Origin of the sequence: Vibrio qinghaiensis (assembly GCF_002257545.1) — a bacterium.
GTDB lineage: Bacteria > Pseudomonadota > Gammaproteobacteria > Enterobacterales > Vibrionaceae > Vibrio > Vibrio ordalii.
In genome coordinates this window covers 125,306-139,599 of record NZ_CP022742.1, presented here as the reverse complement: position 1 = coordinate 139,599, position 14,294 = coordinate 125,306, and the positions used below count along the sequence as shown (strand labels likewise).

Here is a 14,294-nt window from a genome sequence, read left to right as displayed (position 1 = left end):
TCAATTTAAAATGGGAAACAATGATGGCCAGCACTCTTTCAGACGCCACCTATCGTCAACTGGAAACGCAACTCGCTACACGCATCGACTCTGAGCGCATCATCACGCAGCAGGCAAAACGCCTTGCTTATGGCACTGATGCCAGTTTCTATCGCTTGGTGCCGAAAATTGTGCTGCGCTTACAAAGCCTTGATGAGGTCATTTTTGCCATTAAAAGCTGCCGCGAGCTTGGCGTTCACTGCACGTTTCGCGCTGCTGGCACCAGTTTATCTGGTCAGGCAGTTTCTGATTCGGTCTTGATCGCCTTAACCGATGACTGGCGCGGCCATCGCATTCACGATGAGGGCAAAAAAATCACCCTACAACCGGGGGTCATCGGAGCCGATGCCAACAAATACCTTGCCCCTTTTCAACGCAAGATCGGCCCAGATCCAGCCTCAATCAACACCTGCAAAATTGGTGGAATCGCCGCCAATAACGCCAGTGGTATGTGCTGCGGCACTGCGCAAAATTCTTACCGCACTGTCGATAGTATGAAGATCGTCTTCGCAGACGGTTCCGTGCTCGACACCGCAAACCCAGAAAGCATCGCTGCATTCAAAATCGCTAAACCCGAATTGCTTGAAGGTATTGCTCAACTTCATGCACAAACGGCGCAAAATCACACACTATCAAAGCTTATTCACCACAAATATCGCCTAAAAAACACCACTGGCTATGCCCTAAATGCTCTCGTTGATTACTCTGATCCGATTGAAATCATTGAACATTTGATGATTGGGTCGGAAGGCACACTCGGTTTTATTGCCGACATCACCTACAACACCGTCATTGAGCACGCGCACAAAGCCTCAGCGCTGCTTGTCTTTGCTGATATTGAGCAGGCTAGCCAAGCGGTTACGACCCTGTCCAAAACCCCAGTTGCGGCAGTCGAAATGATGGATGGACGCGCGATGCGCTCTGTCGCTGACAAAGCTGGCATGCCCGCATTTATTGCGCAATTGGATCTAGAAGCCGCTGCGCTGCTAATTGAGTCTCACGCCAGCGATCACGCGGCCCTTCATTCGCAATGCAGCGCCGTGATGGCAGCACTAAGCGATTACCAGATCATCGAATCCGTACCATTCACCTCTGATGCCAAAACGGTGGCAACCTTATGGGGCATTCGCAAAGGGATGTTCCCTGCCGTGGGCGCGGTGCGCGAAGTGGGGACAACCGTCATCATTGAAGATGTGGCGTTTCCGGTAGAAAGCCTTGCTAATGGTGTGCGCGACTTGCAGGCTCTGTTTGATCACTACCACTATCACGAAGCCATCATCTTCGGCCACGCTCTGGAAGGCAACTTGCATTTTGTCTTTACACAAGGCTTTGATAGCCAAAGCGAGATCGACCGCTACGGCGCATTTATGGATGACGTGGCCGAGCTAGTGGCCGTGAAATATCAAGGCTCACTCAAAGCCGAGCACGGCACGGGCCGTAACATGGCACCGTATGTGGAATTGGAATGGGGCAAAGACGGTTACACCTTAATGCAACAAATCAAAACCCTGTTTGACCCACAAGGCTTGCTCAACCCCGGCGTTATAATCAACGATGATCCGCGTTCCCACTTAGCCAACCTAAAGCCAATGCCAGCAGCTGATGCCTTGGTCGATCGCTGCATCGAATGCGGGTTTTGCGAACCTGTTTGTCCGTCTCGCACACTATCACTCTCGCCCCGTCAACGAATCGTCTTGTACCGCGAGCTGCAACGTCGACGCGCGCAAGGTGAAACGGTAGAAGCTTCTGAGCTTGAAAAAGTCTTTGAATACCAAGGATTAGACACCTGCGCCGCAACTGGCTTATGCGCTGAGCGCTGCCCTGTTGGCATCAACACTGGTGATTTAGTGAAAAAGCTGCGCACCGCGAAATACCAAAAATTCATCCCCATTGCTACATGGACGGCGGATCACTTTGCCGCCACCACAGCCGTGGCTAAAATCGGCCTCAGTGCCAACCAATTGGCGAGCAAATGGCTGGGCGAGAAGTTAGTCGGCGGCGCAACCAACGGCTTGCGTAAACTCAGCAAAGGCAAAACGCCTATTTGGTATCCACAACTGCCGCAAGCCAATCATCAGAACTTAGCCATTGCAGTAGAAAACCTGCCGCGCCGTGAGAAAAAAGTCGTCTATCTGCCCTCTTGTGCAAGCCGAAATATGGGCCAACAAAACAGCGCGGGCGATCAGCGGCCATTAACCGAAGTGACCTTATCGCTGCTTAACAAAGCAGGATATGAGGTGATCCTACCTAACGAGCTCAACAGCCAATGTTGTGGTATGCCCTATGACAGCAAGGGAATGAATGAGCTTGCGCAGTCAAAAGCGCAGCAGTTAGAAGCCGCGTTATGGCAAGCTAGCCAACAAGGGCGATATCCGGTATTGATGGATACCAGCCCGTGTGCAAAACGCAGTATTGAACAATTTACCAAACCACTGGAGATCTTAGAACCCGTCGGTTTTGTCAATAGGTATCTGTTGGATTCTTTAGCGATCAAAGCCAAAGAAGAGACTGTGATGCTGCATATCACCTGCAGTGCGCGCAAAATGGGGTTAGAAGCCGATATGCTCAAATTGACCCAAACCTGCGTCAGCACGGTGATTGTGCCAGAGCATATTCAATGCTGCGGCTGGGCGGGCGATAAAGGCTTTACCACGCCAGAACTGAATGCGGCGGCCGTTCATCCGCTCAAAGAGCAAGTCCCTGCTCACTGCGAACGCGGATTCAGTAATAGCCGTACCTGTGAAATTGGCCTGTCGCACCACAGCGGCATTCCATATCAATCCATTTTGTATTTGGTTGATGAAGTGTCTAAACCGCTTTGACCATAAAGATCGATAGAGAATATCGTTTTGCAAGATATCGGTTTCCAAAAAATTGGAGTTACAGGTAGGGTCTAAGTGAAGAAAGCCCCAATCACATAGATGTACTATGTGATTGGGGTGAACGAACGTAGCCAACCCCGCTGCAGCTGACTTAGAGAACCTTCGAAAGATGAGGAAGCAAGGCATCAATATTAGTAATTAGGTCAAATTGAGCAAATTTTTGCTTTAACGATATTTCAGATTGAGCCGCTGAAGCTCTTGCCATATAACGAGTTTTGAGAAGGCTAGAGACCCGCTGCCAATTCTGTAAATAAGCATGCGACATGATCAAATATTGGAAAAGAACATCCTGCTGAGCATGACTGCCTCCCAACTGATAATAATGATGTTGAACTTCCCCTATACATTCTATCGCTCGATGATATTGCGCAGAGTGATAGGCGGAAATACCTTTCATTACCATAGCCGCAACTGAAAATTCGACCTGTTGACCAACCAGTGGTTGCTGGCTAATGTGTTCAATACTCAAATCCAGTTTGCGATTATTTTCCGTACGCGCCAAAACCATTGCATTGTGGACTTCAGTGAACATAATGGTGCTATCTTGGCTGTTCTGATTAACGCTATCAACCAAACCACTCCAACGATTTCCAACATCGACACCTAAAAACTCAAGTCTAATCAACAGTGAAGCTGCATTCTGTATATCTAAATAAAGCGAGGATTCGGAGGGATAGATCTGCTTATCAAACAGTGAAAGCGCGTCATCGACACGTCCTTGCTCAAGGTAAAACAAGGCAAGATGCCACCATAAATGACCTCGAAATGCATTATGCTGGTAGAATGTTGATGCGCTTTTCTCAAGAAAATCAATCCCCTCTTTAGGCCTTCCTTGCATCTCATAAAGATGGGCAAGCGTATGTTTAGCGATCAAGTCTGCGCTATTCAATTGCAAGGTTTGACGCGCAAAAGCTTCCGATATTTCATACTCTCCGGCTTCTTCGAGAGCGAAAGCATGACTGGCAGCAAACATCCAAAATCCGGGCACATGACTATCCCAATATGGCAAAATTTGTTTGGAAACATGTAAAGCCCGAGCTTTTTGACCAAACCAGAATAGTTGTCCTAATAATTGCCGATAAGCGATAATATCCAGTGGCCAAACACTTAGGATCTGCTGCCAAGTATTCATTGCCCCTTTCAAATTACCACCACTCCATTGTTTGAGTGCTTGGATATGTAAAGACTCCCGCTGAGTAGAACCAAAAGACAAACTTTCAATGTGTGACACCCTAGCCGCAATATTCGCTAGAGTAGAGCGCCGCCCATCACTCGCTTCAATATAGGCTTTAAAAACCCATCCCAAGGTAAACGCAGGATATTTTTCTAATAAACTATTTAAATACTGAGCGCCTTCTGGCAAAAAAGTTAACGTCTGTTCAACGACTCGCTCGAACTGATTGACGCCATCTGCGTCTATTCCTGTCATGACCAAGTTTCTTAAATCTCTTATCATTACGCACATTACCTATTAGTAGATAGTTAAACTTATCCAAATAATGCCCACAGAATGTGGGCAAACTATTCACTTTATGTTTTTAAACAGGGCTGCTACTTCTTTAACATTGCCATGTAACTTTCTTTAACTGAACGAATGTAATCCGCATCTTTAAACTTTGATAGCAACATACTGCCCTCTAAAGAAACAAAATAGAGTCTTGAGAAACGAGTAGCATCAATAAGAGAGATAAATTCGTCACTCTTCACGCCTTGTTCAATAACTGATTGAATCCATTTCTCATTCAGTTCAACAAATTGATTCAATTCCCCCCCAACTTCGTTTGAAAGAGAATAAAAATCAGAGGCATACATGCCACACAAACAGAGTTTATCTTGCTCTCTGACGGCAATAAAAATATCAGCCAGGGCGCGAAGCTTCTCTTCTGCACTGGAATATTTCTGCTCTATCTCAGAAAGCGCCATTTTATAGCGCTCAAGATAACGTTGGAAAACGGTTCTCGCCAAATCTTGTTTCGTTTTGAAATGGTAATGAATACTGGCTGTTTTAATACCTAACTCATTTTGTATATCACGAAAACTAAAACCATTGAAACCACGACGCTGTATATAGCTTTCAGCAAGATCGGCGATCTTATTTGCCGTTGAACTAAGCTCTTTCATCGTTATCCACCCTTTTCATTTTTTAGCACCATACCACAGGTTAAAACTCCAATCTACCTATGAATAGGTCATCTATACCCAAACAACTTGGAGTTGCAGCTAGGCGGCCAGTGAGTGAGTCCCCATGAGTATAGGCAAATGATGTGATTGGGGTGAACGAACGCAGCCAGCACCGCTGCGGCTTCAAGTAGGAAGGGGATATTTATCACAACATGCCTTCTGCACACATTGTAAATAAACTTGGTTGAGCTTGTCTAAGCTGAACTTATCACTCCTCTACAACATTTCTTAAAAAAATAAAAATAAAATTCAATTTAATATCAATGATTTACCAAAAACACCAAAAAAACTACCTATCAGAAGGTAGATAAATGATTGACTTACAATTCCAATGAATTTAGAGTGGCAACCACTGACCGAGAGCACTAATACGATGCTCTTTTTTTAAAACCCCAAAAACTATCTACTGATAGGTAAGGAAATTAACAATGAAAACAGGTAACCAACAAAAACGAGTTCTTTTAATCATGTCTTCTGTCGATACACTCGGCATTAGTGGTAAACAAACCGGAACTTGGTTTACTGAACTTGCCGCGCCTTATTACATCCTAACTGAAGCAGGACATGAAGTGGTCTTCGCCTCACCTGAAGGTGGTGAAGCACCTATCGATTTACTCAGTATGAAAGCACCTTATACGACCCAATACACTGAACGTTTCTTCAACGACCCTATTGCTATGTTTGCGGCTCGACACACTCGTAAACTGCGTGAAGTGGATTACAACACTTTTGATGCCGTATTCTTACCTGGTGGTTATGGACTACTCACCGACTTAGCCTCTGATCAATATACGCTTAAGTTGATCAAAGATTTCTATGAAAGCGATCGTCCCGTCGCCATGGTCTGTCATGCACCCGCAATCTTGCGCGACATTAAGCTCTCAAATGGTCAATACCTCGTTAATGGAAAGGCGTTGACTGGCTTTAAAAATGCTGAAGATGAGGAAGTCGAACTTCTTAAACATCTTCTGTTTTCTCTGGAAGATGAATTACAGCTCAGAGGTGCTATCTACAAGAGCAAAGCAAACTGGGAACCTAATGTTGTGATCGACGGAATGTTAATGACAGGTCAAAGCCCAGCATCTGCGGATCCGTTAGCAGAAGCCTTGTCTGAAGTATTGAATAAATAAGATGGATTTTAAGCCGTCCTCGTGACGGCTTTTTCACCCCTCTGTACAGCACAATCTTCAGTCAAGCGATATCAGCATTAATCAAGATTGAACCCACTCTCCCATTTATATTATGAGGTACAAAATGGATCATAAACAGATTGCTATCATAGGCGGCGGGCTCAGTGGCTTATACGCAGCAACTTTGCTAGAAGCACAAGGCATCACCGACTACGTTCTTCTTGAAGCGAGGGAAAGATTGGGTGGCCGAATTGAGGATTTCTCACTAAAAAACGGCTCTAAAGACGAGCAATTTGACCTCGGTCCGACTTGGTTCTGGCCAGAGATCCAACCACAACTCAATACGTTAGTTGAAGAGTTAGGTTTACAGAAATTCCCTCAATATGACCAAGGTAAAATCAGAATAGAACGCGCACCTAATGAAAAACCAGTAAGTATCCGAGGTTTTACTAGCTCACCACAATCTATGCGCTTAAAAGGGGGGATGGGAACATTAATGAGATCGCTTCATTCACGCCTCAATAACACCAGTATTCTGCTTGGAAACAAAGTTCATTCGATCACCAAATATGACCACAATATTGAAATTCGTTACCAAGATGTTAACCAAGCGGGCACGATACAATCACTTACCGCTGATCACGTATTTTTGGCGCTTTCTCCTCGTCTAGCGGTAGAAAGTATCAACTTCATTCCAAACTTACCAACCGACGTATTTGAGCAATGGCAAAAAACGGCAACTTGGATGGCTCCGCACGCCAAATACATCGCAGTATATGACCATCCTTTTTGGCGTAAAGAAGGGCTCTCAGGCGATGCACGAAGTGCTTATGGGCCTATGGTTGAAATTCATGACGCAACAACGTCAGAAGGTCGAGCCGCACTCTTTGGTTTTATCGGTATACCGCCTAATGCTCGGCAAGCAGTAGGCGATGAACAAATGAAAGTGCTCTGTAGAGCACAAATGAAACGTTTATTTGGAGACCAAGCCGCCAAGCCTTATGCCGACATAATTAAAGATTGGGCAAAAGATCCTCTAACGAGCACTGATTTAGATCTCAATGCACTGAATGAGCATCATCATACTCCAGAAATAGGGGTGAAAAGTGGGCCATGGCACCATCATCTTACGGGAATTGCGAGTGAATGGTCGGTTCAATTTCCTGGGTATATCGCAGGAGCAATTGAAGCAGCAAATGCCGGGGTTGAACATTATGTAACCCGCATCAATCTTCAGTCATAATACGCATTGGAGGGGTTTTGTCTCTTTATCTCACATACCAAGAGTGTGTAAATACGCTTTGGGGCTTAAACCAAACTGACTGCGAAAGCGTTGATTAAATCGCTGTTCCGATTGGTAGCCGCAACACTGTGCCAATATCGCTATATTTCGTTGGCCACTTTGCATTAAGTTCAGCGCGTGATTCACACGCACTTCAGCCAAAACCTCACGGTAACCGGTGCCATGTTGCTTTAAGCGTCGAATTAAGGTCGCGCGGCTCATGGCAAAGTGCGTTGCTACCCGCTCAAGTGGATGTTCTTCTTCTGGTGACTGGGCGAGGTAGTTTCTCAGCTTCTGCTCAAAGGGTAGAGAATTACTCTCAAAGAGCCAATGCAGTACACCTTGCTCAGCCAATTGTTGGTATAACACCATCAGTAGATAGGCTTGGGTTTCTTGGCTGATTAACGAAAGATCGAACGAGGCGAGCGCATTGAGCGAACTTTTCAGTGAGGGGCTGGTTGAAATCACAGGCCACATAACTGGGCGATCATGACTTGCGCTTAACGCAAGCATCGCCTCGGTCGGGCGGTAGGTGAAACTGAACAGCCTTGAAGAGAAGTAACCGTGTTCTGGTAAATTTTCGAAACTGAGCGAAGCTGAGGCCTCACACAATAATAACGAAGCGCTCGATAGATTAATCGCCTCTTCCTTATGAAACAGTTTTTTACTGCCAGATTGGATCTGAATCAAGCTTGGAGAGTGAATCCTCACATTTCTCAGCCTTTGTTGCTGAGCGGCTCGAAAGGTGGTGACTTGGTATTGGTGATTCATCACTCCCCCATGAATTAGCGTGTATAGGTTGCGGTCAGCGTCGCTTTTTCTAACGCCAAACTATTGAGGGTAAAACCAACCACCGCAGGTGACACATCGGCTGTTAAATTGAGTTTTTCCGTCGGGAGAGCCCATACCGTAAACTGGTAACGGTGCATTCCGTGCCCTTCTGGCGGACAAGCACCACCAAAACCAACACTGCCATAATCGATACGTGTTTCTATTGCACCGAGTTTTTTGACTTCAACCCCACGTGATAGCTCACTCACTGTCGCTGGAATATCCAGCGCAATCCAATGCCAAAAGCCACTTCCTGTCGGAGCATCTGGATCAAAAGCCGTAATAGCAAAACTTTTGGTTCCTTGTGGTACATCGGTCCAAATTAAGTGTGGCGAAAGATTCTCTCCAGAACAACCCCAGCCTGAAAACTCAAAGGTTTTTGCCATCGGGTGGCCTTCTTGGATATCACGGCTGCTGAGTTGCAAAGCATTGGCCATCCCTGCAAATAATAAGCTGGTGGTTAACGTCGTGGTGACGATGGCCGAGCTAAAAATCGTCGAGTTCATTGTTTTCTCCTATGAATAAGTTCATGAACAAGTCTAGCAGCATCACCCATGCAAAATCTGACAAAAAGTATCATTTTGACGCTTTAAAAATTAAAAAGTGATACTTTTTGTTAATCCCATTCTTCTGCTATCATCGAGATACTACTGGGGGGAGGACTACTATTAATAATATGACGCACAATTAAGTTTACACACATATCGAGACTGTTTTTGAGCCAATACTCTCATAGGCTCATAGGCTTTATGAGGCATTTATTGCCACATAGAGGAGATAAAAGTCAGCAAAATCTGGCCTCAGGTTGCACCATTTTTTGATAACCACTTGCAAGTCGCTGGTGGTTGGTCATAGCTTAAAACTCTTGGTTCATTTTTAGCAGGCTGTTGAGTAATACTGCTTCTTCGTTTGCATCCAAGTATCTCGTCAGATCTTTCACTAACTCCACATGCAACTGATTATGCTGGCGATGAATTTTCTGACCTTCCGCGGTTAAAGTCACGACAATCGATCTTCTGTCATCTGGGTGCGCGCCGCGTTCAATCAACTTGGCATTCACTAACTTCTCTATTTGAACGGTGAGCGTACCGGTTGTGATACCGAGTTTTTGCGCTAACTCTTTCATTCTCATCGCGCCATGAATACCTAACACCTCGATGGTGTGGATCTGCGCCAGAGAATAGCCAGTTTCTCGCACCACAGATTGCTCCCATGAGGACATCTTGTCGTAAAATTCCGTTAATTGTTGATTCAGTTTTTCGATATTACTCATCATGCCATCGGGTGAACTTCAAGGGTAAGGTGGTGGATTTTATCAAACTTCGCCAGTATTTGTTTATATTCTGCCACGGTTTTATCAACATGAGATTCTAAGATAATCGCAGCTGAGTAGTGATGAGCACTGATTTTCCAAATATGGAGATCTTTAATCACCGCAAATGCGGCTAGCTCTTCTTCAATTAAACGTCGATAGGGTTGCTCGATGCTTTCATCTAATAAAATGGGGCTAGTCTGCTTGATAAGTCCTATTGTCCACTTAGCAATCACGGCAGCGCCGACGATGCCTACAACAGAATCTAACCAGTTCCAGCCATAATATTTTCCAAACAAGAGCGCCACAATCGCCAAAAGAGAAGTCAAGGCATCGGCAAGAACATGCAAATAGGCCGCTCGTAAATTGTGATCGTGATGGTCATGGTCATGGTCATGATGATGGTCATGGTCATGGTCACCATGATGATGATGGTGATGGTGATGGTTATCATGCAACAATAGCATGCTCACTACATTCACCAGCAAGCCAATGATGGCGACAATAATCGCTTCATTAAATTGAATCGCTTCGGGATTGAATAAACGATGAACCGATTCCACCACCATCAGCAACGCCACAATACCTAATGCAATCGCACTGGTGTAGCCTCCCAACACACTCACTTTACCGGTACCAAATGAGAACTTCTCACTGTGTGCATGCTTTCTAGCATAACGGTAAGCAAACAGCGTAATGCAGAAAGCGGCCGCATGAGTTCCCATATGCCAACCATCGGCAAGCAGAGCCATCGAACCGAAAATAGTACCAGCAATGATCTCCGCTACCATGGTGACAAGCGTGAGCAAAAGAACGTAAAACGTGCGTTTCTCATTTTGGTCTGCGCTAGCGATAAAGTTATGACGATGCTCGGTAGTAAACTGCAAAATTCCACTCACTTAGTTTGATAATCAAAATATTTGATTTGAATTTAATTTGATCATCAAACATTGTCAACAAACTCTGTCTATTGGTACCGAAACCATTGGGAAATAAGCTAAGTGGAAAGTAGAGGTAGGAAGAGGGAACAAAAGCCCTCCTCCGTTGAGAAGGAGAGCCGGAAGGAATTACCACATCAAATCATCAGGGACTACGAAATCCGCGTACGGATCATCTTCAGCAGGTAGAGATTCATCGGCGGTTTTATTTTCGATAATACTCTCTTCATCACGCATGAAGATTTTATCCGCTACCACACCCGGGATGACAGCATAGCCCTCTTCATAACGCGCGATAGCGAGAATGCCTTTGCTCAGTTGGTCGCGAACCAGTGAATCGACATAAAGTGACTTCACCAACTTACCATCAACAAAGTTGTATTTGATTTCACCGTGTTTTAGATCCAGCTTATTCATCTCAATCAATTGTTTTACTTGAGCGCGAATTTCTTTGCTCAACAACTGCTCTTTTTGCTGTTTATTCAGTGCCTTGTCGCGCTCTTGTTGCTCGACTTTATTCGCTTCTACTGCCGCTTTCACTTCACGTGCTTGCACGCGCGATTTTTTAGAGCTCTTTTTCGCTTTGCTGAGTTTTTTGGCGTTCACTAAACCCGCTTTTAGCATTTGCTCTTGTAGAGATAAGGTTGCCATGATCAATCCAAGTCAGTTATTTGCTGGTGAGTTTAACGGTTCATGGCGAGTGAATAAAGAGCGCTTGGTTATCTTATTCATCCTAACGAGCAAAAAATGCTTTTCTAAACTGATAACGCTGCTTTACCGCGTAGCACTGTGATCAAGGTGGCACTGTGATCAAGTAAGATGATAAAAAACAGAAACACGATTGAAAAATTGATCGATATTTTTCCTTTTACTGCAAATTTTAGCGTTATACTGCCCGCCCCAAATTGTGAGAGGATTTTTTGTGGAACGTGAAATGTCAGTGATCATTGGTTTGTGTAACCCTAAAAGCCCAACCAACGTAGGTGGTGTGATGCGCGCTGCGGGCTGCTACCAAGCGTGCGCGGTTCGCTACAGTGGTGAGCGTTATGATCGCGCAGTGAAATTTCAAACCGACACAAAAAACATTCAAAGTAAAATCCCGCTCACCGCGATGGTAGAGATCACAGAGGACTTGCCAAGTGAGATGAAAATCGTCTGTGTTGAATTGGCAGAAGGAGCCACACCACTGCCCGAGTTTATACACCCGGAAAAAGCGCTGTATGTGTTTGGCCCTGAAGATGGATCTATTCCACAAGAGATAGTCAATCAAGCCAGTGAAGTCGTATATGTACCCACGGTTGGTTGTATGAATCTGGCCGCGAGCGTCAATGTGCTGCTGTATGATCGATTGGCAAAATCCAAGCTCGATATTGACCACAGCCAACGTATTCTCGATAGCCGAGATGTGAAAAATCGTTTGAAGTTTAAACGTGCTGATCAACCAGCCACTTAAGGCTGCAATCGAAGCCAATGAAACAAGCGAACGTTCTTCACTCAATAGAGCCTAACGCTCACTTATTTCATTGGCAGTCATAACGGTTAACTCTCGCTAGCGAATATCCAACTGTTTAAGAACCGATGGGTAACCCCAACCATCTTCGCCAACTTTAACTTCGTCTCCCGTTAGATAGTGATAAAGAGTGGGCGCAAGTGAGCCATTTTCGACTGAACCGAGCAGCGTTGCTTGATTGACAATCGGACTCCCCAAAAACCGATAAAAGCATCTTTTTCTAACAGGCGCTAAACCATGATCGCCAGCCATGCCATAACGTGGGGTTACTCCCGCGTCTTGATAGGTTGCTTATTTGCGCTAGCCAGTAATCGAGGCGGTTTAGTTCCCCAGTTGGCATGATGACATCATCGCTAAATGGGCCGCTAAAATGAGCAAAATGATCCGACCATGGATTATAAATCAGCGTATAGTCGGGCATTCCTTTCCGTTCTTTTTGTGCAGATACACGAGATGAATGTGAGGATTTAGTGGTAAACCTTGGTTCTCAAGGACAGTTAGTCAGCCAATTTAGAAAGTTATAGTTGTCATCCTTCCAAGTAAGCCCTCTTATTAGGGGCTTGCCAAAAATCCACGGCGTTAACATGGCATTATTATCATTAGTGAGTAACTTTAAACTTGTTTTTCTTGGACAAGGCTACATATTAAATTCTTACCCATATTACTGAGCCAAATCATGCCAACCACCGCCCTATTTTCTCCACCTTCACTCACGCGACAACTCCTGCAAATGACTTGGCCGATGATGTTTGGTGTGCTGTCCCTCATGAGCTTCCAACTGGTCGATAGTGCGTTTATCGGCCAACTTGGCGTGTTACCCCTTGCCGCGCAAGGGTTTACATTACCCATTCAGATGATCATTATTGGCCTTCAGGTTGGGCTTGGCATTGCGACCACAGCGGTGATTGCTCGCGCATTGGGTGCGGGCCAAATTCGCTACGCGAAGCAGCTTGGTGGGTTGGTCGTCGCTATTGGCAGCATTGGGGTTGCTCTGTTTTCAGTGATTATCTATTTACTGCGTCATCCCATCTTAGCGCTACTCAGCGCTCCTGAATCTGTGTATCAGATCGTCGACAGCTACTGGATTTATTGGTTAGTCAGTGCTTGGGTGGGCGCGGTGCTGTACTTTTTATACAGCCTGTGTCGAGCCAATGGCAATACCATGTTGCCGGGTACTATGATGATGGTCACCAGCATTTTAAACCTGATTTTAGACCCTATTTTTATCTTCACTTTTGATTTGGGTATTGAAGGCGCAGCGCTGGCGACCATTCTAGCCTTTGGAATTGGCGTATTCGTGGTTGCGCCCAAGGTGTCGAAAAAACACTGGATGCTGTTTGATTGGTCAGATTTAGATGTAGGGAAAAGTATTCGCTCTATCAGCCATATCATGGGGCCAGCCATGATAAGCCAGCTTCTTCCACCGCTTTCTTCGATGCTAGCAACCAAACTATTGGCCAGTTTCGGTACCGCAGCCGTTGCAGCATGGGCATTAGGCTCTCGTTTTGAGTTTTTTGCGATGGTCGCAATATTGGCATTAACCATGTCAATGCCACCAATGGTGGGCCGTTTGCTTGGCGCAGGGAAATTGCAAGACATTCGAAAATTGGTTCGTATTGCGTGCCAATTTATTCTTGGGTTTCAGCTCATCATCGCCGTGGTGACCTATCTATTATCCGGCCACCTTGCCGCGCTGATGACCAGTGAACAAAGTGTCGAATCCATTTTGCACTGGCACTTAATGATTGTGCCAATCAGTTTAGGGCCGCTTGGTATCTGCATGTTAATGGTCTCGGTTTCTAATGCGTTGGCAAAATCATACACCGCCTTAACCATTTCCGCGCTACGCCTGTTTGTGTTCTTCTTGCCCTGTTTATGGGTTGGCGCTCAAATAGCGGCGCTGCATGGCCTGTTTATCGGGGCGTTGCTCGGTAACATCCTCGCAGGCCTTGCCGCGTGGGCGATGTACCAGCGTGCACTTCGACAAGTTGAAGAGAAAGTCAGCTCTTTAGTATGATGAGCGAAGAACCGAACCTTTAGGAAATGAGTCGAATTTAAAAGTTAATTACGGTTGTCAGCACTAACCCTGCGACAATTTGCGCTGCATTGACGGCACTGGTGCGTACAATCACTTGTGGAAGATCGTAAAAATAAGCATCTATCAAAAAAACGCTAACCTTTTCTATTGG

13 protein-coding genes and 1 pseudogene are annotated in these 14,294 nt (G+C 45.4%); 5 read left to right on the top strand and 9 right to left on the bottom strand.

Features of this window, described 5'->3' with window-relative positions:
* Positions 1–20: 20 nt before the first annotated feature.
* A complete protein-coding gene (locus CCZ37_RS13980; RefSeq protein WP_167372438.1) occupies positions 21–2,861 on the top strand; it encodes an FAD-binding and (Fe-S)-binding domain-containing protein in 2,841 nt (946 codons plus the stop codon).
* Between the two features lie 151 nt (positions 2,862–3,012).
* Here CCZ37_RS13980 and CCZ37_RS13975 read toward each other — a convergent pair whose 3' ends face one another.
* The gene (locus CCZ37_RS13975) at positions 3,013–4,350 is read right to left on the bottom strand and encodes a tetratricopeptide repeat protein (RefSeq protein WP_094501016.1); all 1,338 of its coding nucleotides are present in this window, start codon (positions 4,348–4,350) and stop codon (positions 3,013–3,015) included.
* Between the two features lie 122 nt (positions 4,351–4,472).
* On the bottom strand, positions 4,473–5,042 hold the full coding sequence (locus tag CCZ37_RS13970; RefSeq protein ID WP_010320218.1) for a TetR/AcrR family transcriptional regulator: 570 nt from the start codon (positions 5,040–5,042) through the stop codon (positions 4,473–4,475).
* Between the two features lie 488 nt (positions 5,043–5,530).
* Between CCZ37_RS13970 and CCZ37_RS13965 the strand changes: the two genes are divergently transcribed.
* Both CCZ37_RS13965 and CCZ37_RS13960 read left to right on the top strand, forming a co-directional pair.
* Positions 5,531–6,232, top strand: a complete 702-nt coding sequence (locus CCZ37_RS13965) for a type 1 glutamine amidotransferase domain-containing protein (protein WP_010320219.1) — start codon at positions 5,531–5,533, stop codon at positions 6,230–6,232.
* 124 nt (positions 6,233–6,356) lie between these two features.
* Positions 6,357–7,475, top strand: coding sequence for a flavin monoamine oxidase family protein (locus CCZ37_RS13960; protein WP_094501014.1), 1,119 nt, complete (start codon positions 6,357–6,359; stop codon positions 7,473–7,475).
* 30 nt (positions 7,476–7,505) lie between these two features.
* Here CCZ37_RS13960 and CCZ37_RS13955 read toward each other — a convergent pair whose 3' ends face one another.
* The 5 genes from CCZ37_RS13955 to CCZ37_RS13935 all read right to left on the bottom strand — a co-directional run bounded on the left by CCZ37_RS13955 (position 7,506) and on the right by CCZ37_RS13935 (position 11,246).
* Entirely contained in the window at positions 7,506–8,285 is a 780-nt protein-coding gene (locus CCZ37_RS13955) for a helix-turn-helix transcriptional regulator (RefSeq protein ID WP_094501012.1), read from the bottom strand.
* Positions 8,286–8,299: 14 nt separating this feature from the next.
* Positions 8,300–8,851, bottom strand: coding sequence for a YbhB/YbcL family Raf kinase inhibitor-like protein (locus tag CCZ37_RS13950; RefSeq protein WP_094501010.1), 552 nt, complete (start codon positions 8,849–8,851; stop codon positions 8,300–8,302).
* A 350-nt stretch (positions 8,852–9,201) separates the two neighbouring features.
* On the bottom strand, positions 9,202–9,618 hold the full coding sequence (locus CCZ37_RS13945) for a MarR family winged helix-turn-helix transcriptional regulator (RefSeq protein ID WP_094501008.1): 417 nt from the start codon (positions 9,616–9,618) through the stop codon (positions 9,202–9,204).
* On the bottom strand, positions 9,618–10,544 hold the full coding sequence (dmeF, locus tag CCZ37_RS13940; protein ID WP_094501006.1) for a CDF family Co(II)/Ni(II) efflux transporter DmeF: 927 nt from the start codon (positions 10,542–10,544) through the stop codon (positions 9,618–9,620). Before dmeF ends, CCZ37_RS13945 begins: the two co-directional genes overlap by 1 nt.
* A 180-nt stretch (positions 10,545–10,724) precedes the next feature.
* Complete coding sequence (locus CCZ37_RS13935; protein ID WP_010320225.1) at positions 10,725–11,246, bottom strand: DUF2058 domain-containing protein; 522 nt, start codon at positions 11,244–11,246, stop codon at positions 10,725–10,727.
* A gap of 271 nt (positions 11,247–11,517) precedes the next feature.
* Between CCZ37_RS13935 and CCZ37_RS13930 the strand changes: the two genes are divergently transcribed.
* Positions 11,518–12,048: an RNA methyltransferase gene (locus CCZ37_RS13930; RefSeq protein WP_422641339.1), complete on the top strand. Its 531-nt coding sequence runs from the start codon at positions 11,518–11,520 to the stop codon at positions 12,046–12,048.
* 96 nt (positions 12,049–12,144) lie between these two features.
* Here the strand turns inward: CCZ37_RS13930 and CCZ37_RS19360 are convergent, their stop codons facing one another.
* Positions 12,145–12,303, bottom strand: coding sequence for a hypothetical protein (locus CCZ37_RS19360; RefSeq protein WP_244187322.1), 159 nt, complete (start codon positions 12,301–12,303; stop codon positions 12,145–12,147).
* 24 nt (positions 12,304–12,327) lie between these two features.
* Positions 12,328–12,547: pseudogene (locus CCZ37_RS19355) on the bottom strand (alkaline phosphatase family protein); the annotation flags it as partial.
* A gap of 234 nt (positions 12,548–12,781) precedes the next feature.
* Between CCZ37_RS19355 and CCZ37_RS13920 the strand changes: the two are divergent.
* A complete protein-coding gene (locus CCZ37_RS13920) occupies positions 12,782–14,122 on the top strand; it encodes an MATE family efflux transporter (protein WP_094501003.1) in 1,341 nt (446 codons plus the stop codon).
* Positions 14,123–14,294: the final 172 nt, after the last annotated feature.